Origin of the sequence: Yersinia hibernica (genome assembly GCF_004124235.1) — a bacterium.
GTDB lineage: Bacteria > Pseudomonadota > Gammaproteobacteria > Enterobacterales > Enterobacteriaceae > Yersinia > Yersinia hibernica.
Genome location: NZ_CP032487.1, coordinates 1,880,794 through 1,904,528, shown reverse-complemented (window position 1 = coordinate 1,904,528; position 23,735 = coordinate 1,880,794). Strand labels below are relative to the sequence as shown.

Here is a 23,735-nt window from a genome sequence, read left to right as displayed (position 1 = left end):
TTGAGTCTATTTTGTCACAAGTTTAGTGGGGCGCAGTAGCGGCGTCTAATCGAATAGCGCAATCGCGGCATAGAGGGGGTTTATCGTGAGAAATTATGCCGGCCATACTGCACTTTAAACAGCAGGGCCGGTAGATATTAATTTGGGCGATTAAGGTGCCACACCTTGAGATTTCAGAATGCGTTTCATTTGGTCATCGGAACAATAGTCGACTGCATAGGTGCCAGAATAACCTTGGCGATTAAGTGAGTCCCGCAATTGAACCATTGAGGTGTTCGGAGTGCGATAATGTCCAGAACAATTGGTGGCAGATTGAATAACGCCAGCTTTAACAAATAGTTCTCCGGCGGCACTGACGGATGTGCCGGCTAATAATGACGAATGGTGGAATAGATAGACTTTATTCTGGTTACTTGCATAAATATTGCCTGAACCGTCCATGACAAATATGGCGGCGGGTTGTCCACTATGGCTAAGATTAGCTCGGGTGGTATCAAACAGTGCCCCTTGCGCATTATATAAACGGTTATTTGCAACCGACAATTTAATCGTGGCGGATTGCGTGCTGTTGTAATAGGTGACAAAAGGAGGGCACTGTGATGATGGTTGCCAAACACATCGTGTATTTTCACCTGAATAATCACTTTGCAGGCCATAAGTGGTGTATTGCGGGATATTAATATTTTTTAGTTCAACCGAGTTAACAGGATTCCCACTGCCGCCGCGGCGAAAATCAAATGTCGCCGCATAGCCCGCACTGCTGGTTCCGCTACAACGAACCATATTATTTCCTTGATAACTACAGGTTTTCCCGCCAAACCACCAGTTGTTTGATAAGCCCGCATGCCCCTGTGCCAAGGTTACATTGGGAATAGTATAAGTGTCTTGATTCTTGCCAAGCACACCGCCACTCAGTGTCAGTGTCATGGTGCCGAGGAAGGCAAAATTGAGATCACCAGGGTCATGATTAAATGTCGTTTGATTGGCTTTTATATTGCTTGAAAACCAGTTTGCCACGCCCTTAGAACCACTGCGCCCGATTTGATAATTGATGCTCGCGGAATTACCACTCCAAGTTCGGGTGGTACCATTGTTTATATTACCTTTCGGATCTTGCCCACTGGTAATATTAAAACTGTTTATCACATATTTGCCGTTAACCAATTTGTAGCCACTGGCTGTCACCGGTAAATCAACGGTATTGTCGCGATATGTCATGGCTAATAAGGGAAGGGGAGCAAAGCTACTGAACCCGATGAGTGTTATACAGATTTTGACTAATGAGTAATGAGATTTTTTGACTTTAGCACTATTATTAAAAAGACATATTTTGCTCATTCATTGATTCCTCATATTTTAAAAATACATTAAATAAATTTGTATTTATTTTGCTGCATCACAAATATGAGTCTGTTTTGATAAAAACGCCAAAAAATACATTAATTTTATTTAATCATTATGAGTCACTTCAAAGGCTGCCGATGAATCGAGCAGCGGCGCGGGATCACCTGGGCCGCTGAAACGCGCTGGACAATCATGTTTATATATCGCGTTTGTCATCAAACTCGCACAAATCTTCAATAATGCATGAGCCACAACGCGGTTTGCGCGCGACACAGGTATAGCGGCCATGCAGAATCAGCCAGTGGTGGCAGTCTAGTTTAAATTCGGCGGGAACCACTTTGAGCAACTTGGCCTCAACCTGATCAACATTGCTGCCCGGGGCGAAGCCGGTGCGATTACAAACACGGAATATATGGGTATCAACGGCAATGGTTGGCCAGCCAAAAGCGGTATTTAGCACCACATTAGCGGTCTTGCGGCCGACACCGGGTAGGGCTTCGAGCGCAGCACGATCCTCTGGCACTTCACCTTGATGTTTTTCCAGCAAAATACGGCAGGTTTTGATGACATTCGCGGCTTTGGTGTTAAACAGACCAATAGTTTTTATGTATGACTTGAGGCCATCAACCCCCAGATCCAATATAGCCTGTGGGGTATTGGCCACCGGATAGAGCTTGGCAGTGGCTTTATTCACACTGACATCAGTGGCTTGTGCTGACAACAGCACAGAAATGAGCAGCTCAAAGGGGCTGCTGTAAACCAATTCGGTGGTGGGATGTGGGTCGTTATCCCGCAAGCGGGTCAAAATAGCGATACGTTTTTCTTTATTCATTACGTTTTCTCTACCACGATATCTTGAGCTTGTGGCGCGGTTGCGGGTGCTTTGGCTGCGCGCGCTTTCATTTTCTCATCAATGACATACTTCGCGGCCAACAACAGGCCCAAGCCGATAAATGCACCCGGTGGCAGCATGGCCAACAGGAATGGGCTGTCTAGATGCAAAACTTCAATACGCAGCACTTTTGCCCAGTGACCGAGCAGCATATCAGCGCCGTCAAACAGGGTACCGTTACCCAGAATTTCACGTAGCGAACCCAAGACAAATAGTGCGCAAGTGGCCCCCAGCCCCATGGCCAGGCCATCCAATGCTGACAGTCCCACGGGATTTTTCGCGGCATAAGCTTCCGCCCGGCCAATCACAATACAGTTGGTTACAATCAGTGGGATGAATATCCCTAAAGATTGATATAAACCAAAGGCATAGGCATTAATCAGCATTTGCACGGTACTGACCACAGACGCAATGATCATGACATAAATAGGAATACGGATTTCATGCGGTACCCAGCGGCGTAGTGCGGATACGGCGGTGTTGGTACAGACTAAAACCAAGGTGGTGGCTAGACCCAAACCGAGCGCGTTGGTCGCGGTTGATGAGACCGCCAGGAGCGGGCAGAGGCCCAGCAGTTGCACCAATGCAGAGTTATTTTTCCACAGGCCTTGGGCTAACAGGTTTTTGGCTTCACTCATTGACTCTCTCCACAGGCGGGCAACCCATCAAGCGTTGCCGGCAGCGTTTCTAAATACAGCGCCGTATTTTTCACCGCGCGCACCACTGCTCTTGGGGTGATGGTGGCCCCAGTGAACTGATCAAAATCGCCACCGTCTTTTTTCACCGCCCAGCGCTTATCTTGCTGATTAGCCACATGTTGACCACGGAAATGGTCAATCCAATCAGAAATGCGGATATCAATTTTATCACCAAGGCCGGGGGTTTCGTGATGTTCAATCACCCGAGAGCCCCATACATTGCCGTGAAAATCGGCCCCGACCAAGAGTTGGATGGCCCCGGAATAACCATCGGGGGCGGTGGTTTCCAGCGCGGCGGCGACCGGTTGGCCTGCTTTACGTGCCAGATAGAGGCGGTGCGGGGCCAGATTGCCCAGTGCCGAATTCGTGACAACGTAACATTCAGCTTGCATGTCATTGTCATAGTTTTCAGCTGGAACAACCTGATCCAGCAGGGCTTTTTGTTGTAGGGCGGCCTGATGGGCGATAGTTGTTTCGGTCAGGGCATTCACCACTGCGGTCAATCCGGTGGCGCCGGCGGCAAACAGTGCCAGAGTGATGCCGTGACGCTGCATAGTCTTTAGCATAACGGATCCTTATTTGCGCCCACGGTGATGGCCATAAACGCGTGGCTGGGTATAGTGGTCAATCAGCGGCACAGTAATGTTGGCCAGCAGCACGGCAAATGCTACGCCATCGGGATAACCGCCGTAAACCCGAATCAGCCACACCAGAATACCAATCAAGGCGCCGAAAATCAGGCGACCACGGGGGGTTGTTGAGGCGCTGACCGGGTCGGTGGCAATAAAAAAAGCCCCTAACATGGTGGCACCGGAAAACAGATGCAACAGCGGTGGGGCAAAACTTTGTGGCGCTATCAGCCAACTGAGGGTGGCGCACCCGGCCAAGGCCAACAGAAAACTCACCGGAATATGCCAGTGAATAGCTTTACGCCACAGTAAGAATAGGCCGCCGGCCAGAAAACCGAGGTTAATCCATTGCCAGCCCACCCCCGCCAGACTCCCAGCAAAGATAGGTTGTTGCAAAATTTGCGCTGGCGCTTGGGAGCGTAGCGCCGTTTTAAAGCTATCAAGCGGCGTGGCTTGACTGACGCCGTCATAACCTATTTGAAGTTGGTGAATATCCGCGCCGTTATGGGTAAAGCCGGTGAATATGGTCAACACGCTGTCATAAAACCCAACCGCGGTTCCCTGTAATGGCTGCGGGGGCAGCCAACTGGTCATTTGTACCGGGAATGAAATTAGCAGAACGACATAGCCGACCATGGCGGGGTTAAACGGATTTTGCCCCAAACCGCCATAGAGTTGCTTGGCAATGACAATGGCGAATAAGGTGCCTAATACAATCATCCACCAAGGGGCCAGTGGGGGCAGGCTTATCCCCAAAAGTAACCCGGTGAGCAGGGCAGAGTTATCCTGTAACCGCACTAGCACCGGTTGTTTGCGTAATTGCAACACCGCGCCTTCCGCCAGCACGGCGGTCACCATGGCCAGCGCCACTTGAATCAGGCTGCCGTAGCCAAAAAACAGGGTCTGGGCGACAATCCCCGGAATGCAGGCCAAAATAACCAGCAGCATAATACTGCGGGTGCTGCGTTGCTGATGTGTAAAGGGGGAGCTGGCTATCTGCAACCCTTTGTTTTGGGTCGATGTAACAGGCCTGAATTTCATGAAATTACAACCATATGTCGAATTCTTAACCGGGTTCTCAAACGCAGGCATCGCGCGGGTAAGTCAATACTTACGGGCATCAATACACTCAGCCGTCAGGGGTAATATGCGTGCCGCATTCTACCCTATTCAGACAGAGTGTAATACGCCTTAATCATAGGGGTATTATTCCGCATATAGCGCGCGGCATTAGGTTAATCGCAGGTTAATAAGCAACACCCAGCAAAAAAATTAGCTTGCAATTTATATCTGAATCGTAACAGCGCGAATAGAAAAAATATGTTTTTCTCGGCGAAAGTAATTAGACTTTAGCCAGTAAGTGTGAGACTCAATAGTATGATTTTAATCGGGATGATTAGTGAGGGGGTATTTGTAATTAATTGTAAGTTAACGATTTTTTAACGGTTGAGATGAGAGTTGAGAAAAGCGTTGGCATAATGATAGATTAATGTAGTATGTAGTATGCAGTATAATTATATATTTAAAGAATAATGAAATGGTAAACGAAGACATATTGTTTATAGATGAATTAATTGAATGGATTGAAATTAATTTAGAAAAACGCCCAACACTGGATGATGTGGCAAAGATTTCCGGATATTCAAAATGGCATCTGCAACGCAAATTTAAAAGTATTGTGGGGTTACAATTAGCTTCCTATATACGTGGGCGGGTATTGACGCGCGCTGCGGTGGCGTTGCGTATATCACGCCGACCAATCATTGAAATCTCGGATGAACTGGGGTTCGATTCGCAACAAACCTTTACGCGGACCTTTAAGAAGCGCTTTGGCGTGACCCCCAATAGTTTTCGCCAGATGGCACAGTGGGCGGTGGAAGGGATGCTGCCCCGGTTCAGTTTCTATGAAAATTATACGCCAGAAATCAAACGGATATCCTTGCCAGAGCAAGAGCTGGTGGGCTTTACCCGGCGGTTGGACTTTGATGAGCATAATCATTGCAGTGGCCAGCATTCATCTTGTATGGCGATGAAAGATGAAATTTTGCTCGATTTCTTTAAGGAAGTTAACTTCTCTTGCCAGCGGGTATATTCCCTGTTTTCTGCCAATAAGTGCCAGCAAGGGCAGAAAAGTGTGTATTACTCGACGGCCATTGACAAAGACAAACGCCATGAAATTCAAGGGCATCGCGAGATAGACCATCTTGCTATCCCAGCGGGCGAATTTTTGTCGATATCCCATCAGGGTAACGCCAAAGAATGCATAAAGTTTTCTATATACTTGTTCAACGAAGTATTGCCTAAGCTGCGGGATGAGTATGGCGGTGGGGTAGAAATGGAAGTTATTGAAATAGATAATTGCCATGCTGAATCTAAAATGCGTGATATCAGCGCGGCCTATACCTATCTGATGTCAGTGAACTGACACCTGATTAGCGGGCGTCAGTCCAGTGGGCATTGGCTTTTAATCTGGATTAGCGGCGGCCTGGGCAGCTTTCTTAGCTTTAACGCGGGCGATGGCGGCGGCCACTGCGGCTTTACGCGGGTCTTGCTCCGGTGCGTCACTTTCCACCTTGACCGGTTCAGCATCAAGCTGCGCCTGTGCGGCTTTCTTGGCCTTAACGCGGGCGATGGCGGCGGCCACTGCGGCTTGACGTGGGTCCAGCGCCTGCGTGGTGGTTTCCGTCACTTTCTCGGCCTGGCGTGCTCTAACTTGTGCTTTACGGGCTGCGCGCGCGGCAATGGCGGCACTGTTATCCGGTGTTTCCCCAGGGGTGACACTGATAGCTGAATCAGTATTGTTGGCTGTGCGAGCTAAGCGGCTGATGGCTGCTTCAACCTTTTGTTGGTCGCCATCGCTGAGTTTGACTGCGGCTTGCTGGTGGCGCAATTCGCGCGCCAATTTTTCCCGTTGCAGACGGGCTTGTTTGGCTTCAAAACGCGCTTTTGCGGCTGCAGCCCGCGCATTTTCTTGGTCAACGGCGCGGATCTCCGCTTTTTCTTGGCGATAATACTGCACCAGCGGAATATTGCTCGGGCAAACATAGGCACAGGCACCGCACTCAATACAATCAAATAAGTTATGATTGCGAGCTTTTTCATGCTCTTCGCCCCGACTAAACCAATAAAGCTGCTGAGGCAATAGGCCAGCCGGACAAGCATCCACACATAAACCACAGCGAATGCAAGACTGCTCGGGTTCGGCTAACCCTATTTCAGCCGCGGTCGGGGCTAAAATACAGTTACTGATTTTAACAATCGGCACATCCAAACTGGGCAGAGTAAAGCCCATCAACGGGCCACCCATAATAACCATCGGCTGGTTTTGCGCTATAAAACCGGCCAGCTTTAATAAGTGGCTGACGGGGGTGCCGATTCTGGCCCAGAAATTGCCCGGCTGAGTTAATGCATCGCCAGTTAAGGTCACGACCCGCTCAATTAAGGGTTCATCGTCAATAATTGCCCGCTTGATGGCCACGACGGTGCCGACGTTTTGCATCAATACGCCAATCGATGACGAATGTTGACCGAAAGGCACTTCTTTGCCGGTGAGGATTTTGGTCAGTTGCTTGGCCCCGCCCGATGGATATTTAGTGGGTACCACGCGTAACTGTATTGCATTCTGACCCCGCAGCGCCTGCTGTAGCGCGGTGATAGCGGCGGGTTTATTATCTTCAATGCCAATCAGCACCTGTTGGGGTTGCAGCAGGTGGATTAAAATCTGAATCCCCAAGACCACTTCTGTAGCATGGTCTTGCATCAAACGATCATCGGCCGTGATATAAGGTTCGCACTCAGCCGCGTTGATGATGAGTGTGGTAACCTTGTTCACACCGCCCTGTAACTTACTGGCGGTTGGAAAACCCGCACCGCCTAACCCGGCGATACCCGCCTGATGAATTCTATCCAACAGGGCGCTGCTATTCCGCTGATGATAATCAGCCCACGGCTGTTGCTCGCGCCAGCGGTCTTCGCCATCAGGGGTGAGATGCACACACAGCTCGGCCAAACCGGAGGGATGGGCGGTGGTGTGGGGGGCAATGGCGGTGATGACACCGGAAGTCGGTGCATGCACTGGCACGGTGCGGCCACGGCCCACGGTCAGGGGTTGCCCTTTTAACACCCGCTCACCGGTACGCACCCGCAATTCGCCCTCCGGCCCCAGATGCTGTTGCAGTGGGATAATCATGTGTTCAGGCAAGGTCGCGATGCGCATTGGCACCGTGCTTGATTGCAACTTCATTTCCGGCGGATGAATGCCGCCGTCAAAATCCCAGATGTTATCGTGTTGACGGGCAGTAAACAGCTTAAACATGTTGCTCCACATCTATCATTTTCACCGGGATCATCTGCGAGGCCGCCAACGAGTTAGGCAGATTTTTGACGGGAATGGTGCTCAAATCCCACTTCCAGTTGGCCGTGGTGGTCGCCACCGGGACCATTTCTATGCAATCGGTCGGGCAAGGTGAGACGCAGAGGTCACAACCGGTACAGAGATCAGACAATACGGTATGCATCGCGCGAGTCGCACCCACAATGGCATCCACCGGACAGGCCTGAATGCATTTAGTGCATCCAATGCAATTGGCCTCATCGATAAAGGCAACTTTGCGCTGCGGATGGGCGGCGGCTTCATCGCCATCTAATGGTTGTGGCTCAACAGCCAGTAACGCGGCCAGTTTGAGCATCACTTGCTCGCCACCGGGGGCGCACTTATTGATGTACTCGCCGCCAGCGGAGACCGCCTCGGCATAGGGGCGGCAGCCGGGATAACCGCACTGGCCACACTGACTCTGCGGTAAAATGGCGTCAATTTGTTCGACAACCGGGTCTTGATCTACTTGGAAACGGCGGGCAGCAAAACCCAGCACAGCACCGGAAATCAGCGCCAATGTGCTTAATGCACCAATGGCAATCCATAACGACATCATTAGAACTTCACCAACCCGGTAAAGCCCATAAAGGCTAATGACATCAGCCCAGCGGTTATCAGCGCAATGGATGAGCCGCGAAACGGTGCCGGGACGTCAGCAACCGCCAGCCGTTCACGGATGGCAGCAAAGAGCACCATCACCAGAGAGAAACCGGCGGCAGCACTGAAGCCGTAAACCGCCGATTGCATAAAATTGTGAGATTGATTGACATTAAGCAAGGCGACACCCAATACCGCACAGTTTGTGGTGATTAAGGGCAAAAAGATCCCTAGCAAGCGATACAACGCGGGGCTGGTTTTGCGCACCACCAATTCAGTAAATTGTACGACGACCGCGATAACTAAAATAAAGGCCAGCGTGCGTAAATAGACCAGGCCAAGAGGCAGCAAAATAAAGCTGTTAACCATCCAGGCGCACACCGAGGCCAGTGTCAGTACAAACGTGGTTGCCAACCCCATACCAATGGCGGTCTCCAGTTTTTTGGAGACGCCCATGAAAGGGCACAGGCCAAGAAATTTGACCAGAACGAAGTTATTTACCAAAACAGTACCGACAAACAGGAGCAGGTATTCAGTCATTGCAGAGCCTAAAAAAATAAAAGCCGCCTATTATCCAAAATTGGCAGCCGAAGGACAACAGATGAAATACAAGGTTATTACGATTTTATTCGCCATCTTGCAAGATAGGGGGCGGTGGGCGGCGATTGCTCACCCAAGTCATTGAGTTACCTCAACTCCTTGGGTGTCTTGCGGGGCGAGCTGGCCGTAACACAAAAATCCTTTGGGGATAGGAAGAAGGAGAATACGCGCTTATTTTTCGATAAATGTGGCTTTCACCCGTTGAGAACGTTTGATATAGGGCACAAAAACCGCGGCGGCCAATAGGGGCCAGCCCAAGGTGCGCAAGGCGATATCATCGCTGATAGGGGAAAACGCAAATGCTTTTAACGCCAATAATACGGTGAGCAATAACCATAAAATAAACCATTGGGGGAAACGTTGTGAGCGGCTACACAACAGCCAGATAACCCATATTGTATAAATCCACATTAAAGCCGTGGTGACCACAGAGAAATACCATTGCAGTGTAAATGCTTGTGAGTTAGTCACCAGATATTCTCTGGATTCTGGCGTAAAAATCGCCATGGCATAGAGTGCCAACATCAAGCTGGCACTGAGCAATGTCACAATCAGATAGGCCAGCGGAGCCAATAGCCAACCGCCAACTCGTTGATATTCTTGCTGTTGAGACATAATAAACCTTATTTGTCGATTAACTTATTACTCTGGTATCACACTAGCTTAACCCGTGAATACGCCCCTCGTCATCTATATCAATATGATAATACGCAGGCTCGGTTCCTAGGCCCGGCATGGTCATAATATCCCCAGCAAAAATGCGGACAAACCCGGCACCGGCGGATACTGCGCACGACGTGATAGGCAACACAAAGTCCACAGGAACATTCTTCAAGCTGGCATCGGCGCTGATGGAAAGTGGCGTTTTGGCCATACACAGCGGTAAATGAGCAAAACCTGCCGCCGTTATTTCATCAAGCTGCTGACGCGCCAGTGGGGTGAGGGTGACCTCTCGGGCGCCGTAGCGTTGCGCCAAAATCTGTATTTTTTGCTCCAGCGCGGCGTTATCCGGGTAGGGCAAAGTGGGGGCTGTGGTCTGGCTACACGCGGCAATAACCTGCTGTGCCAAGTTGGCGGTGCCGGCACCGCCTTTAGCAAAAGCCTCACTGATTTCGCAGGCAACAGCACCGGCGGAGAGGGCATAGTCGCGCAAAAATGCCAGTTCCTCGGCACTGTCGTCAGGAAAGCGATTGACCGCCACTACCACCGGCAAGCCATAGCTTCTGGCGTGCTGAATATGCCAGGCTAGATTGGCACAGCCTTGACTCAATAAGGGGATATGCGTATTAAGAATTTCTGCAGGAAGCGGCTGCCCCGGTTTGATGTCAAAAACGCCACTATTGGCTTTCAAACTGCGTAATGTGGCGACCAAAACCACACAGGAAGGGGCGATGCCGGATTGGCGATACTTAATATTGAAAAACTTCTCCATGCCCATATCGGAACCAAAACCGGCCTCGGTGACCACATATTCCGCTAATTGTAATCCTAGACGGTCAGCCAGTACGGAGGAGTTGCCGTGGGCAATATTGGCAAATGGCCCGGCATGGATAAGCACCGGTGTTTGTTCACTGGTTTGCATCAGTGTCGGGTGGACTGTCTCTTTCATCAGTGCGGTCATGGCACCGGCTACGCCCAAGTCATCTGCGGTAATCGGCTGGCCGTCGGTGTTTTTGGCCAAAATAATCCGGCCAATACGCTGGCGCATATCATGCAAATTTTCTGATAACGCCAAAATAGCCATCAGCTCTGATGCGGCGGTAATTTCGACATGATCAGCCCGCGCCACCCCGTGACTGCCTCCGCCAACCCCGATTTGAATCTGCCGCAGCGCGCGATCATTAAGATCAACCACCCGCGGCCAGAGGATTTGTTGTGCATCAATATTCAACAGCGGCCTGCCCGTTTGCTGGCTAAAGGCGTGCCCCAAGCGCTGTTCATGATAGAGCCGCGCATCCAGCGCCGCGGCGGCTAAATTATGTGCAGCACTGATAGCATGGATATCGCCGGTCAGGTGCAGGTTCAATTTTTCCATGGGCAACACTTGCGCGCAGCCACCGCCTGCGGCGCCCCCTTTGACACCAAAAACTGGGCCAAGACTGGGCTGGCGAATACAAGCCACGCCGCGATAACCTAATCGATTAATCCCCTGACTCAAGCCAATAGTGGTGACAGTTTTACCCTCTCCCAGCGGGGTTGGCGTAATGCTGGAAACCAGAATCAGCTTGCCCTGCGCGCTACCGGGGCGTAATGCCCGGATATCGATTTTCGCCATATGATGCCCATAAGGGATTAAATCATCTGCGCTGAGACCTAATTGCTGAGCAATACATTGGATTGGCAGCAGATTGGCAGCAGGATTTATATCAGATAGGGGCGTGAGAGCATCGGCAGTCGGCGGTAGTGTCGGTGTCATGGTGAGGAAATTCCTGTTATCAGTGATAAAACGGCGGCGGCCAATCACAATGGCGATCAATCACCGCGGAATTATCACACAAAATACTGAGGAATTAGCGATACAAATCAATAAATGTGAAGTGCCAAGCACGGGCCACTCAGGGGTGTTGACAACATGGCCAGTAATACCAGAATGCTGATTCATATTATTGAATTGATGACTTTGAGAGTGAGTTTGTTTTTTTAAACAAATTAAAGAAATTTTGAGATTGAATTTATTATAAAACCTTATTTTATCAGGCGGGAGTGTCACAGGTATTATACCCTTGCGGGGTTATATTCTATGACCACAGAAAGTTATCTGACTTTGACGATAATATAGGCAATATTATTTATGGAAAACCATATTCATTCTTGTTTAGTTTGTGCCGCGCGCTTGCTTTGTCTCGCCGGAATTAATGCAGAACCGGTGAAAATATTTAGCCAGAAAGCGGCCGTTGATATCTCAGCCAAGGTGACATTCACAGCATTACAGCAATATTTATCCCAATTATCGCGCGCGACATCCCTCCGTTTCAATATCAAAAAACAACCGTTAAATAAAATTAAAACTAAGCAGTTGCCACTGGCATTTCGTGATGCTCAAGGCCGGTTTATAGTATTAGCTCGGCTGAGTGATAATCAGGCATTAGTGCAATACGCTGACAGCAAAAAGCCAAAAATAATAAATTATCAAGAGCTTAGTATGATGTGGGGCGGGGTGGTGCTGTATTGTCGCCATTCACGATTTGATATCCGCTGGTTTATTCCGGTTTTATTCCGCCACCGTAAATCACTGTTTCAAGTTTTAGTGCTATCCATGTTATTGCAGTTCCTGGCATTGATCTCGCCCCTTTTTTTTCAGGTCATTATGGATAAGGTCTTAGTACACAATGCACTGGCAACCCTTGATGTGTTAATTATTGTATTATTAGTGGTCGGTATATATGAAGTGGTGCTGAAGTTTTTGCGTGAATATATTTTTAGCCACACCACGACCCGGGTAGATATTTTGCTGGGCGGCAAGCTATTTAAACACTTAATTAAGTTACCACTCAGTTATTTTAAGCAACGCCAGGTGGGGAATATTGTCGCCAGAGTGCGGGAATTAGACAATATTCGTGAATTTATTACCGGTTCGGCCCTGACCTTAGGTGTGGATGTGGTTTTTACCTTGGTATTATTTAGCGTCATGTGGTGTATTTCGCCGCTACTGACATTATTGGTTTTGGCGACGCTACCGTTTTATCTGTTATTAGCCGCCTTGACCACGCGCCCGCTGCAAAAAAAAGTCGAAGTGTTGTGCGGCTGCGCGGCCCGCAATGGCGCATTTTTGACCGAAAGCGTCTCAGGTGTTGAAACAGTAAAAAGCCTGGCATTAGAGCCACACATGCAGCAGCGCTGGGAGAGACAAACGCGCGATTATGCCCAAGCCAATTTTCAAGTACAAAATCTGCAAAACCTCAGCAGCCAATGCGCTCAATTATTGCAAAAATTTGCCGGGGCGCTGGTGATAGTGATTGGGGCATATCAAGTGATGTCTGTGCACCTGAGTATCGGGCAATTAATTGCCTTTAACATGCTGGCGGTTCAAGCATTAATGCCGATGAGTAAGCTGGTTGATTTATGGCAACAGAGCATCCGTGCGCAGGTTGGGCTGGCGCTAATCGCCGATATTTTGCGCTTGCCAGTCGAGCAAACCGCGGGAAACGCAGCGCCTACCACCCCGATTAACGGTGATATCGCCCTGAAAAATGTGACTTTTCGCTATCGCCCCGACCTTGACCCGGTGCTATCTGATTTTTCATTGTCACTGCGTGCCGGGGAGCATATCGGGCTGGTGGGGCCATCGGGGTCAGGTAAAAGCACGGTCGCGCGGCTGTTACAACGCCTTTATATTGCTGAGCAAGGGGTTATCAATATTGATGGATGGCCAATAAGTCAGTTCTCGCCTGAATATCTGCGGCGTAACGTGGGGGTGGTGATGCAGGAAAGCTACCTGTTTAACCGCACGGTCCGTGAAAATATTGCCCATTCTCGGCCAACAGCTTCGCTCAGTGAGGTTGTCGACGCCGCCACACTGGCTGGTGCTAACGCCTTTATTCTGGCTTTGCCGCTCGGCTACGACACCCTATTGTCCGAGGGCGGAGCCTCTCTTTCTGGGGGGCAACGTCAACGTATTGCGATTGCCCGCACCCTGCTGGCCAATCCCCGCATCTTGATTTTTGATGAAGCAACCAGCGCACTGGATGACGAGTCACAAGCTGAAGTACAGAAAAATATGTCGCGCATTATCGCTCATCGCACAGTTATCACCATCGCCCATCGGCTCTCAACGGTGCGCCATTGCCACCGTATTGCGGTGATAACTCAAGGCCGGGTGACTGAGCTGGCGCCTCATGAACAGCTGCTGGCGCAAAATGGCGTTTATGCCCAGCTGTGGCGACAGCAAGCCGATTTCGGTCAGGAGAAATCAATATGATGCCAATGCACACTTTGGCGAAGTTAGCGATTTTTAACCGACTCAAAAAACGTTGGCAAAGCCACTTTTTTGCCGAGCGAACCCGCGATGAATATGATTTTCTTCCCGCTTATCTGGCGATTGTCGAGCGGCCGGTCGCCCCATTGGCGCGGCGCACTGCCTGGGGGTTGGCACTCACGCTGTTATTGGTATTGATTTGGGCGATTGTCGGGCGGTTTGATATTCATGCCTCGGCCAGTGGCAAAGTGATGGTTGCTGAACATTCCAAAGTCATTCAATCCTTTCAACCGGGGGTGGTGGCCGCAATTAATGTCCGTGATGGTGACCGGGTGGATGCGGGGCAAGTGTTAATCGCGCTTAATCCCATTGGGATTGATGCCGAGGTCAGTAATATCAATCAACAATTAATGCATCGCTCGCTCGAAGTGGCGCGAATGTCGGCGCTACTGAGCGATGACCCACTGGCACACTTCAATTATCGCCATAACACCCCTGAAAATTTGGTGACGACAGCCAAAGCCCTGTTGCTGAAAGAATATCACGAAGTGAATGCCGAGCTGGCGCGCCAAGACAGTGAGCAGGCGGTTAATCAAGCATATCTTCAGGCCGGGGAGAGCAATATTACCCACCAACGCGTATTGATGAAGAATATTTATCAGCGCTTGCAGGCATTGCAGACCTTGGTGAAGTCTCAGTCAATTGCTCAAATTGAGGTTTTGCTACAAGAGCGCGAGTGGTTGAATGCGAATGCCGAGGCCAGCCGCTTGCAGAATGAACAGGATGTTTTGCACGCGAAAGCAAACCAGCTGATGCAAACCCGATTGCACTATTTGGCGCAAAAAAAACGCGGTTATCAGGAGCAATTAAATAAGACCCATGAGGTGGTGAACCAATTACAGCAAGAGCGGGTGAAATTGATGGAACAGCAGCGGCAACAGACCTTACGCGCCCCGGTGGCGGGCGTGATACAGCAATCCACGGTGCATACTGTTGGCGGCGTGGTGACCAGCGCTCAAGCACTGATGGTTTTGGTGCCGGAAAATCATCAGCTAGAGCTGGATGTGATGATCCTCAATAAAGATGTCGGTTTTGTGTTACCCGGCCAGGCGGTGGAAGTCAAAATAGACAGTTTCCCCTATACCCGCTTCGGCACACTCTCCGGTGAGGTCAAATATATCTCCCGTGATGCGCTGGAAGACCAACAGCAAGGTTTAGTGTTTCCGGCGCGTATCCGACTCAATAGCGATACGCTCATTGTTGAGGGCAAACCGGTACGTTTATCGGCCGGCATGGCGGTCAGTGCTGAAATTAAAACCGGCCGCCGCCGCGTGATTGATTATTTACTTAGCCCACTACAACAGTACCAAGCAGAAGCCATGAGGGAGCGCTGATATGATGAACTCAACCTCTGCGCCGCCGATTCAGCCATTGGCCGCGTTGGCCCGCGCCGCCGCCTGTTTTGATCTGGCGGTCGAGGCCTCACACTTGGCACATAAGGTCGGATTAGCCCCGCCAGCAATAGATAACATTGCGGTGTGCCGCTGTGCGGCTTGGATTGGGTTACGCGCCAGAATCGTCAATTACCGCTTTTCACAACTGAGCAAGCTGCCGCTGCCACTGCTGTTTTGTCGTGGCACTCAGTGGTATGTGTTATTGGCCCTGAATGAACAAGGGGCGAGCGTCTATTTTTCTTCTGATGACCAGCAGAAACAGATAAACCCGCAGCAACTGGCCAGCTTGTGGTGCGGTGAGGCCATATTATTGGCCAAGGCGGAGCCGCCTGAAATCAAGAAAACCCCATTTGGCTTTCGCTGGTTTATCCCGGCCATCACCAAATACCGCCATCAGTTGCGTAACATTATGCTGGTTTCATTGCTATTACAGGCCATTTTGCTAGTGACGCCGCTGCTATTTGAATCTGTCATCGACAAAGTGTTAGTCAGCCGTGGCATGGGGAGTTTACTGGTGCTGGGGATTGCCATGATAGCGCTGGCGATTGTGGAGCCGTGTTATACCTTTTTGCGCAGTTGGCTGTTTTCACATCTCTCCAGCCGCGTGGGGGCGGAGCTAAATAGTGGCCTGTATCGTCATTTAATGGGGTTGCCGCTGGGCTACTTTGCCGGGCAGCAAACCGGGCAAACTATCGCGAAAGTGCGAGAAATGGAGCAAATCCGCAGTTTTTTGACCGGTTCTGCCCTCACGATGTTGCTCGATTTACTCTTTGTCAGCACCTTTATCGCGGTGATGTTTCGCTACAGCTCACAGCTGACCGGGATAGTGCTGTGCTCTCTGCTGGGCTATCTGTTGTTCTGGCGCGCGGTTGGCGGGGGGCTGCAACGGCGGGTGGAGCGGCAATATGAAGCCAGTGCGCAGAATACCGCCTTTCTCACTGAAGCTATCAGTGGGTTGGAAACCATCAAAACATCGGCCACGGAAAAGCTGTTTAATCGGCGCTGGCAGCAATCACTGGCAGGCTATGTGCGGGCCTCATTTGCCAGTGCCAGAGCCGCGAACATCGCCGAACAAGGTATCACGCTCATTCATAAAGTGACGGCGGCAATCCTATTGTGGCGGGGAGTGACGTTGGTATTGGCGGGCGAGCTAAGCCCGGGGCAATTTATCGCCTTCACACTGTTTTCAGGTTATGTCACTCAGCCTATCCTGCGTCTGGCGCAAATCTGGCAAGATTTCCAGCATACGCGAGTGGCTTTACAGCGCATTGGCACCATCTTGGATTCTCCGACCGAGCCGGGCAGTACGGGGTTGTTAGCCAATCATCATCGGCCAGGGAGTTTGGCCTTTAAACAGGTGCGTTTTCGTTATCGGGCTGATAGCGCCGAAGTGATACAAAACTTAAATTTAACTATCGCCAGTGGTGAATTTATCGGGATTACTGGGCCATCAGGCAGTGGGAAATCGACACTAACCAAGCTACTCCAACGGCTATATACCCCACAGCACGGGCAAATTCTGGTGGATGGGCAGGATTTGGCGATTACCGATGCGACCACATTGCGCTGCCAGATGAGTGTGGTGTTGCAGGAAAGCATCCTGTTTTCCGGGTCGATACGCGACAATATCTGTCAGTGCCGCCCCAATGCGCAGGATAGCGACGTTGAGCGTATTGCCCGATTAGCCGGCGCCCATGACTTTATTATGGCGCTGCCGCAGGGCTATCACACGCCAGTCGGTGAGCGGGGTGGCCTGCTATCTGGCGGACAGCGCCAGCGAGTGGCATTGGCGAGAGCATTGATGGCGGAGCCAAAAATTCTGATTCTTGATGAAGCCACCAGTGCGCTGGATTATGAGTCAGAGGCGGCAATCATGCGCCAGCTCCCGGAAATTACTCGCAACCGCACCGTCATTTGCATCGCACATCGGCTAAATACATTGCGCCAATGCCATCGCATTGTTGTATTAAAAGAGGGAAAAGTATTGGAACATGGCAGTCATCAAGAGTTGCTCACCCAGTCCGGCACTTATGCACGTTTGTGGCAATTACAGACAGAGTAAAGCGGGGCCAACGGCTCAACCCCTGCGCCAAACAGTCAATAGCGGCTAAACAAGGGCGAGACAAGTGGTGCAATCAATGACTACTGTATATATAGTCAGTGGGTGGCGCGACGGGGCATTTCAATAAGGAAAATTATGATTACGCGGCTGGCTATCTCGGGCTATCGCTCTCTACGTGATGTGGTGCTGGAATTGGGGCCACTGAATGTAATTACCGGCGCTAATGGCAGTGGCAAATCCAGCCTCTATCGGGCGCTGAGATTACTGTCTGACATTGGTCAAGGGCAGGTTATTCAATCACTGGCAGCAGAAGGGGGATTACAGTCAACGCTATGGGCTGGGCCTGAATCATTCTCTCGGGCGATGAAAACTGGCGAACAACCCATTCAAGGTGTGGTCCGCCATCATCCTGTCAGCCTAAAGCTTGGCTTTTCCGCGGCGGACTACGGCTATGCCATCAATCTAGGGCTACCGGACTCTCGCGGATCTTTCCCGGCAGGTGACGGCAGTATTCACGGCTCTTACTTCACTCGTGACCCCGAAATCAAGATTGAAACGCTATGGTGTGGCGATATCTTGCACCACAGTCATATTTTTGCCGAGCGCCGTGGGCCGAGAGTCCGCCTGCGTGATGACCACGGCATTTGGCGCGAGGCATATCACGGGTTAGCCAGCCATGACAGCATGATGACACACAGCACCGACCCGCGCGATGCGCCGGAGATTTTACTCATGCGAGAGCGCATGCGCGCCTGGCGATTTTATGACAATTTGCGCACAGACCGCCAGGCACCAGCACGCCAACCCCAAATCGGAACTTATACACCGGTGCTTGCCAGTGATGGGGCGGATTTGGCGGCGGCACTGCAAACCATCAGGGAAATAGGGGATGTTGATGCTTTAAACCATACCATCGCCGATGCTTTCCCGGGCACCACGTTAGCTATTCAACCTAACTTTGAACTGTTGCTGTCACAGCAGGGCTTATTGAGACCACTCAAAGTGGCTGAATTGTCGGACGGGACTTTACGTTATTTGTTGCTGGTGGCGGCATTGCTCTCCCCGCGTCCGCCAGAAATGATTATCCTTAATGAGCCGGAAATAAGTTTGCATGTTGACTTGCTACAACCATTAGCCCGGTTGATTGGTCAGGCAGCACAGCATACTCAGGTGATTGTGGTGTCTCATGCCGCCGCATTAGTCAGTGCACTGCAACAAGAAAATGATTGCCACTCTATCTTGTTGCGCAAAGAACTCAGCGAAACCACGGTACAACCAGCGGCAAGGGCTGACTGGCAATGGCCGTCGCGCTAGATATCGGGTTGAAAATAGAAGTGAAAATCGAGTTAAAAACCCAGTAACAAGGGGCAATAAGCCCCTTGAGATGAGTGATAAGGCTAAGCACACCAGCGGCGGCCCGCTAGCGGTTCAGATGGTAATACACTTCATTCCAGCGAATTTCATTTTTAAAGGCCGGTAAGGTGGTGTCGTTATCGATAAGCAGGAATTCAATGTCATGCATTTCAGCATACAGGCGCAATTCATCGACCCCGATGGCTTGTGAGAAAACAGTATGGTGCGCGCCACCGGCAATAATCCAAGCTTCGGCCGCCGTTGCCAACGAGGGTTGCGCTTGCCAAATAGCTCGGGCGACGGGCAGTTTGGGTAACGGATGCGGCTGTTCAACCGTATCAACGACATTGACCAGCAAGCGGAAGCGGTTCCCCATATCGATCAAGCTGGCATTCAGTGCTGGGCCCGCCGGTGTCGAGAAGATCAACCGCGCGGGATCCGCTTTACCGCCAATCCCTAAATGCTGTACATCCAACAGCGGTTTTTCTTCTTTGGCGATAGACGGACAAACTTCGAGCATATGGGAGCCCACCACCAGATCATTACCCGGTTGGAAGTTATAGGTGTAATCCTCCATAAAGGATGTGCCACCTTGCAGACCGGTTCCCATGACTTTCAGAATGCGCAGTAACGCGGCGGTTTTCCAATCGCCTTCGCCACCAAAACCATAGCCTTGCTGCATCAGGCGCTGAACGGCTAAGCCAGGTAACTGTTTCAATCCATAAAGATTTTCGAAGTTAGTGGTGAAAGCTTTAAATCCGCCCTGTTCCAGGAAGCGCTTCATCCCCAACTCAATACGCGCGGCATCCAGCAAGTTTTCGCGCTTAGGCCCATGCAGTTTTACCGCATCAGTCAAGCGGTAAGTGGCTTCATATTCTTCGACCAAGGTGTCAATATCAGCTTGGCTGACGGCATCCACCACCGTGACCAAATCCCCAATGCCATAAGCATTCACTGAGTAACCAAACTGGATTTGTGCGGCCACTTTATCCCCGTCGGTCACCGCTACTTCGCGCATGTTATCGCCAAAACGCGCCACTTTTAGCTGTTGGCTTTCTTGTTTGGCCGCGGCGACGCGCATCCATTGCCCGATACGCTGATGTGCGGCTTTATCTTGCCAGTGGCCGGTGATGACACTGTGTTGTTGACGCATACGCGCGCCGATAAAACCAAACTCACGGCCACCGTGGGCAGTTTGGTTCAAGTTCATAAAGTCCATATCCATGGTTTCCCATGGGATCTGAGCATTAAACTGAGTATGGAATTGCAATAAAGGTTTATTCAGAATGCTCAGCCCGCCAATCCACATTTTGGCCGGAGAGAAAGTATGCAGCCAAGTCATGACCCCGATACAGGCGGTATCATAGTTAGCCTCGCGGCACAACGCGGTGATTTCATCGGGCGTGGTCACTAAAGGTTTCAGCACCAGTTTTACCGGCAAACCCGCTTCGCGATTCAGGTTGTTGACGACATGATGGGCATTATCTGTCACTTGTTGCAGGGTTTTAGGACCATACAGGTTCTGACTGCCAATCACAAACCACACTTCTGACTGTTTGAATACGTCCATCGGATACTCCATTTAATCAATTTTTATAAAGCATACAGTGATAAATCAGCCGGAGCATCAAGGTCATAGCGTCGCTTCGGTTATCGCTGCGTAGTGTGGCTCTGCGGAGAGACACCACTGTTGATAGCGTTGATAAAGCTGTTGATAGCGAGCCACTTGTGCCGCATTGGGTGTCAGGGTTGTCTCAATTTTACACGCCATGTGGCGCTGTGCCGTCGGCACATCGGCAAAAATACCGGCGGCAACCGCCGCAAAAATAGCCGCACCTAATGCACAACATTGGTCTGATGCCACAATCTGCAGGGGTCGGTTCATGACATCAGCACAAACCTGCATAATAACCGGTGATTTCCGAGCAATGCCGCCTAATGCCAGCACGTTCTCCACCGGGATATCCTGCTGTTCGAAACACTCCATAATGGCGCGAGCACCAAAGGCGGTGGCAGCAATAAAACCACCGAACAACGTAGGGGCATCAGTCCCCAGATTCAGGTCAGTAATCACGCCTTTTAACCGCTGATTGGCATTCGGGGTGCGCCGGCCATTGAACCAATCCAACACCACGGGAAGGTGGTCAAGTGATGGATTTTTAGCCCATTCAGTGGTCAATGTTGCCAGTAGGGTTGACTCAATCTTTGTTAACTGCGGTTGTAACTCGGGGTGGGCTAAAGCAGCCTGATGCAATGGCCAGCTCAACAAACGGCTGAACCAGGCGTACATATCGCCAAATGCGGACTGCCCGGCTTCCATACCAATCCAGCCTGGCACCACACTGCCTTCGACTTGGCCGCAAATCCCAGCAATAGCGCGCCCAGCGACTAATTTTTCGTCAGCAATCAGAATATCGCAGGTCGAGGTGCCGATAACTTTCACTAGTGTATAAGGTTGCGCTCCAGCACCCACCGCCCCCATATGACAATCAAATGCGCCACCGGCAATAACCACCGTCGCTGGCAGCCCCAGCCGCTCAGCCCATTGCGCGGTAATTAACCCCACCGGGCGCTCAGCGGTATAGGTCGCGGTGAACATCGGGTCATCGAGATTGTCGACCAAGCGGCTATCCAGGGCTGCCAAAAACTCCCGGGGGGGTAAGCCGCCCCATGATGGGTGCCACAAACTTTTATGCCCCGCAGCACAGCGGCCGCGCTGAATATCTTTCGGCGCGGTGGTGCCTGAGAGCAGGGCGGGGATCCAGTCGCACAGCTCAATCCATGATACCGCCGCATCACACACCGCTTTATCCGCGCGGGTGACATGCAGAATTTTGGCCCAAAACCACTCTGAAGAGTAAACCCCGCCGCTGTAACGCGAATAATCATCAAATTGACCACTTCGGCATAAGCGATTGATTTCTTCTGCTTCTTCAATGGCGGTGTGGTCTTTCCAGAGCACAAACATGGCATTGGGGTTTTCAGCAAAATCGGGGCGTAATGCCAAGATTTGGCCTTGCTCATCGATGGGAGCCGGTGTCGAGCCGGTGGTATCGACGCCAATACCAATGATGTGTTGGCGTTGCTCTGGCGACAGGCGGCCCACGACTTGGCGAATCGCCTGTTCCATGGCTTCGATATAGTCGAGGGGATGATGACGGAACTGGTTTTGTGCCGCGTGGCTGTAGAGACCTTTCTGCCAGCGAGGATAGTAGACAACTTCAGTATCTATCTCGGTGCCATGCTGGCAGTCCACCGCCAATACCCGAACTGAATCACTGCCAAAATCCAACCCGAGCGCTATCGCTTCTTTTGTTAATAAAGGGCGGTCTGCCGATATAACGTCGCCTGTCATGGTGGTTGCTCCTAACACAGTGCTGAAAACAAGAATTCATTGGTCATTGCCCATTAATTGCTAACCAAGATAGAAGTGAGTGACCGCAAGATGCGAGGAGCCGATAGCTGGAAGTATGTACTTTTCTGCTTCCTATAGCGTTTTTGTGATGTCAGTCAAAAGTTAGTAATAGGTTAATTTTGCTGAATACATGGATAAATAAACTGTAATCCCTGGATGTGATAGCGCTCTACATTCTGTGGTGAAATTAACGCTAAAACTGTCAGCGTCTTACCGGGTAGGGTGAGGTTAAGTCGCTTTAAACACTGGCTTTAACCTTACATAAGTTAAAAAATACTATTGATAACGTTTCCACTAAAAATCGATTGATTGCCGTGGTTGACGATTAAATAACCAAAAATTATCTCTTCCTACAAAAAAAGTCCGGAGAACACTATGCATAAATTAACTAAGGCGCTGGCAGTGGTTGGGTTAGCGGCAGTTATGTCACATTCAGCTATTGCCGAAAGCATGAAGTTAGGCTTTTTGGTCAAGCAGCCTGAAGAGCCCTGGTTCCAGACCGAATGGAAGTTTGCGGATAAAGCCGGCAAAGATTTAGGTTTTGAAGTCATAAAAATTGCCGTGCCAGATGGTGAAAAAACCCTGAATGCCATCGACAGCCTGGCCGCCAGTGGGGCGAAAGGTTTCGTCATCTGTACACCGGATCCCAAACTTGGGCCGGCCATCGAAGCGAAAGCGCGCAGCTATAACCTGAAAGTCATCGCGGTGGATGATCAATTCGTCAATGCCAAAGGCAAACCGATGGATAGCGTGCCGTTAGTGATGATGGCGGCCACCAAAATTGGTGAGCGCCAAGGGCAGGAATTGTGGAAAGAAATGAATAATCGCGGCTGGCAACCCGGGGAAACTGCCGTGATGGCGATCACCTCTGATGAGCTGGACACTGCGCGCCGCCGCACGACAGGTTCAATGGATGCGCTGAAAGCCGCCGGCTTCCCGGAAAAACAGATCTATAAAGTGCCGACCAAATCTAATGATATCCCTGGGGCATTTGATGCCGCTAACTCGATGTTAGTGCAGCATCCTGAAGTGAAAAACTGGCTGATTGTGGGGATGAATGACAACACCGTATTGGGTGGCGTGCGGGCAACTGAGGGGCAGGGCTTTAAAGCACCGAATGTCATCGGGATTGGTATCAATGGTGTTGATGCGGTCAGCGAACTGTCTAAAGGTCAGGCAACGGGCTTCTATGGCTCATTGTTACCTAGTCCGGATATTCACGGCTACAAGAGTATTCAGATGTTGCATGACTGGGTGACCAAAGATGTTGAACCCGCCAAATTTACTGAAGTGACTGATGTGGTGCTCATCACCCGGGATAACTTCAAAACCGAGCTGGAGAAAAAAGGTTTGATGTAATCCATTAAACGCTATGGCGCACTGAGGGCAGGCTACGGCTTG

At 50.7% G+C, this 23,735-nt stretch carries 18 protein-coding genes; 6 read left to right on the top strand and 12 right to left on the bottom strand.

Annotation, left to right across the window (positions count from 1 at the left end; translation table 11 throughout):
- Positions 1-150 precede the first annotated feature (150 nt).
- From D5F51_RS08940 to rsxD, 5 genes are all read right to left on the bottom strand, one after another.
- Entirely contained in the window at positions 151-1,338 is a 1,188-nt protein-coding gene (locus D5F51_RS08940; protein ID WP_129196255.1) for a hypothetical protein, read from the bottom strand.
- Between the two features lie 202 nt (positions 1,339-1,540).
- On the bottom strand, positions 1,541-2,176 hold the full coding sequence (gene nth, locus D5F51_RS08935) for an endonuclease III (RefSeq protein ID WP_129196253.1): 636 nt from the start codon (positions 2,174-2,176) through the stop codon (positions 1,541-1,543).
- Positions 2,176-2,874 carry an electron transport complex subunit E gene (locus tag D5F51_RS08930; protein WP_129196251.1) on the bottom strand — a complete coding sequence of 233 codons (699 nt, stop codon included), beginning with the start codon at positions 2,872-2,874 and terminating at the stop codon, positions 2,176-2,178. Before D5F51_RS08930 ends, nth begins: the two co-directional genes overlap by 1 nt.
- A complete protein-coding gene (rsxG, locus tag D5F51_RS08925; protein WP_129196249.1) occupies positions 2,871-3,500 on the bottom strand; it encodes an electron transport complex subunit RsxG in 630 nt (209 codons plus the stop codon). The genes D5F51_RS08930 and rsxG overlap by 4 nt, the downstream gene beginning before the upstream one ends.
- 9 nt (positions 3,501-3,509) lie before the next feature.
- Positions 3,510-4,604: an electron transport complex subunit RsxD gene (rsxD, locus tag D5F51_RS08920; RefSeq protein ID WP_162301717.1), complete on the bottom strand. Its 1,095-nt coding sequence runs from the start codon at positions 4,602-4,604 to the stop codon at positions 3,510-3,512.
- 496 nt (positions 4,605-5,100) lie between these two features.
- Between rsxD and D5F51_RS08915 the strand changes: the two genes are divergently transcribed.
- Complete coding sequence (locus tag D5F51_RS08915; protein WP_129196247.1) at positions 5,101-5,988, top strand: helix-turn-helix domain-containing protein; 888 nt, start codon at positions 5,101-5,103, stop codon at positions 5,986-5,988.
- A 39-nt stretch (positions 5,989-6,027) separates the two neighbouring features.
- On the opposite strand, the gene rsxC is transcribed toward D5F51_RS08915, so the two are convergent.
- The 5 genes from rsxC to D5F51_RS08890 all read right to left on the bottom strand — a co-directional run bounded on the left by rsxC (position 6,028) and on the right by D5F51_RS08890 (position 11,551).
- Complete coding sequence (rsxC, locus tag D5F51_RS08910; protein ID WP_129196245.1) at positions 6,028-7,878, bottom strand: electron transport complex subunit RsxC; 1,851 nt, start codon at positions 7,876-7,878, stop codon at positions 6,028-6,030.
- Entirely contained in the window at positions 7,871-8,494 is a 624-nt protein-coding gene (rsxB, locus tag D5F51_RS08905) for an electron transport complex subunit RsxB (RefSeq protein WP_129196243.1), read from the bottom strand. The genes rsxC and rsxB overlap by 8 nt, the downstream gene beginning before the upstream one ends.
- Entirely contained in the window at positions 8,494-9,075 is a 582-nt protein-coding gene (gene rsxA, locus D5F51_RS08900) for an electron transport complex subunit RsxA (protein WP_013649928.1), read from the bottom strand. The genes rsxB and rsxA overlap by 1 nt, the downstream gene beginning before the upstream one ends.
- A 231-nt stretch (positions 9,076-9,306) precedes the next feature.
- The gene (locus D5F51_RS08895) at positions 9,307-9,750 is read right to left on the bottom strand and encodes a DUF2569 domain-containing protein (protein ID WP_025378227.1); all 444 of its coding nucleotides are present in this window, start codon (positions 9,748-9,750) and stop codon (positions 9,307-9,309) included.
- A gap of 43 nt (positions 9,751-9,793) precedes the next feature.
- Positions 9,794-11,551, bottom strand: coding sequence for a formate--tetrahydrofolate ligase (locus D5F51_RS08890; RefSeq protein WP_162301716.1), 1,758 nt, complete (start codon positions 11,549-11,551; stop codon positions 9,794-9,796).
- Between the two features lie 375 nt (positions 11,552-11,926).
- Here D5F51_RS08890 and D5F51_RS08880 point away from each other — a divergent pair, with 375 nt between their 5' ends.
- From D5F51_RS08880 to D5F51_RS08865, 4 genes are all read left to right on the top strand, one after another.
- Positions 11,927-14,053, top strand: a complete 2,127-nt coding sequence (locus D5F51_RS08880) for a peptidase domain-containing ABC transporter (RefSeq protein WP_129196239.1) — start codon at positions 11,927-11,929, stop codon at positions 14,051-14,053.
- A gap of 5 nt (positions 14,054-14,058) precedes the next feature.
- Positions 14,059-15,444, top strand: coding sequence for an HlyD family type I secretion periplasmic adaptor subunit (locus D5F51_RS08875; protein WP_162301834.1), 1,386 nt, complete (start codon positions 14,059-14,061; stop codon positions 15,442-15,444).
- A gap of 1 nt (position 15,445) precedes the next feature.
- Entirely contained in the window at positions 15,446-17,566 is a 2,121-nt protein-coding gene (locus D5F51_RS08870; protein ID WP_129196235.1) for a type I secretion system permease/ATPase, read from the top strand.
- 135 nt (positions 17,567-17,701) lie between these two features.
- Entirely contained in the window at positions 17,702-18,880 is a 1,179-nt protein-coding gene (locus tag D5F51_RS08865) for an AAA family ATPase (protein WP_129196233.1), read from the top strand.
- Positions 18,881-18,986: 106 nt separating this feature from the next.
- On the opposite strand, the gene araA is transcribed toward D5F51_RS08865, so the two are convergent.
- Positions 18,987-20,489, bottom strand: a complete 1,503-nt coding sequence (gene araA, locus D5F51_RS08860) for an L-arabinose isomerase (protein WP_025378231.1) — start codon at positions 20,487-20,489, stop codon at positions 18,987-18,989.
- Positions 20,490-20,552: 63 nt separating this feature from the next.
- Positions 20,553-22,274, bottom strand: a complete 1,722-nt coding sequence (locus tag D5F51_RS08855) for a ribulokinase (protein ID WP_087769522.1) — start codon at positions 22,272-22,274, stop codon at positions 20,553-20,555.
- A 435-nt stretch (positions 22,275-22,709) separates the two neighbouring features.
- Between D5F51_RS08855 and D5F51_RS08850 the strand changes: the two genes are divergently transcribed.
- Positions 22,710-23,693, top strand: coding sequence for an arabinose ABC transporter substrate-binding protein (locus D5F51_RS08850; RefSeq protein WP_087769523.1), 984 nt, complete (start codon positions 22,710-22,712; stop codon positions 23,691-23,693).
- Positions 23,694-23,735 lie beyond the last annotated feature (42 nt).

Coding starts and splice junctions, on each gene's coding strand:
- D5F51_RS08940 (WP_129196255.1), bottom strand. CDS start 1,338: ATGAGCAAAATATGTCTTTTTAATAATAGTGCTAAAGTCAAAAAATCT.
- araA (WP_025378231.1), bottom strand. CDS start 20,489: ATGGACGTATTCAAACAGTCAGAAGTGTGGTTTGTGATTGGCAGTCAG.
- D5F51_RS08915 (WP_129196247.1), top strand. CDS start 5,101: ATGGTAAACGAAGACATATTGTTTATAGATGAATTAATTGAATGGATT.
- D5F51_RS08865 (WP_129196233.1), top strand. CDS start 17,702: ATGATTACGCGGCTGGCTATCTCGGGCTATCGCTCTCTACGTGATGTG.
- rsxD (WP_162301717.1), bottom strand. CDS start 4,604: ATGAAATTCAGGCCTGTTACATCGACCCAAAACAAAGGGTTGCAGATA.
- D5F51_RS08870 (WP_129196235.1), top strand. CDS start 15,446: ATGATGAACTCAACCTCTGCGCCGCCGATTCAGCCATTGGCCGCGTTG.
- rsxB (WP_129196243.1), bottom strand. CDS start 8,494: ATGATGTCGTTATGGATTGCCATTGGTGCATTAAGCACATTGGCGCTG.
- D5F51_RS08850 (WP_087769523.1), top strand. CDS start 22,710: ATGCATAAATTAACTAAGGCGCTGGCAGTGGTTGGGTTAGCGGCAGTT.
- D5F51_RS08855 (WP_087769522.1), bottom strand. CDS start 22,274: ATGACAGGCGACGTTATATCGGCAGACCGCCCTTTATTAACAAAAGAA.
- rsxA (WP_013649928.1), bottom strand. CDS start 9,075: ATGACTGAATACCTGCTCCTGTTTGTCGGTACTGTTTTGGTAAATAAC.
- D5F51_RS08890 (WP_162301716.1), bottom strand. CDS start 11,551: ATGACACCGACACTACCGCCGACTGCCGATGCTCTCACGCCCCTATCT.
- rsxC (WP_129196245.1), bottom strand. CDS start 7,878: ATGTTTAAGCTGTTTACTGCCCGTCAACACGATAACATCTGGGATTTT.
- rsxG (WP_129196249.1), bottom strand. CDS start 3,500: ATGCTAAAGACTATGCAGCGTCACGGCATCACTCTGGCACTGTTTGCC.
- nth (WP_129196253.1), bottom strand. CDS start 2,176: ATGAATAAAGAAAAACGTATCGCTATTTTGACCCGCTTGCGGGATAAC.
- D5F51_RS08875 (WP_162301834.1), top strand. CDS start 14,059: ATGCACACTTTGGCGAAGTTAGCGATTTTTAACCGACTCAAAAAACGT.
- D5F51_RS08880 (WP_129196239.1), top strand. CDS start 11,927: ATGGAAAACCATATTCATTCTTGTTTAGTTTGTGCCGCGCGCTTGCTT.
- D5F51_RS08895 (WP_025378227.1), bottom strand. CDS start 9,750: ATGTCTCAACAGCAAGAATATCAACGAGTTGGCGGTTGGCTATTGGCT.
- D5F51_RS08930 (WP_129196251.1), bottom strand. CDS start 2,874: ATGAGTGAAGCCAAAAACCTGTTAGCCCAAGGCCTGTGGAAAAATAAC.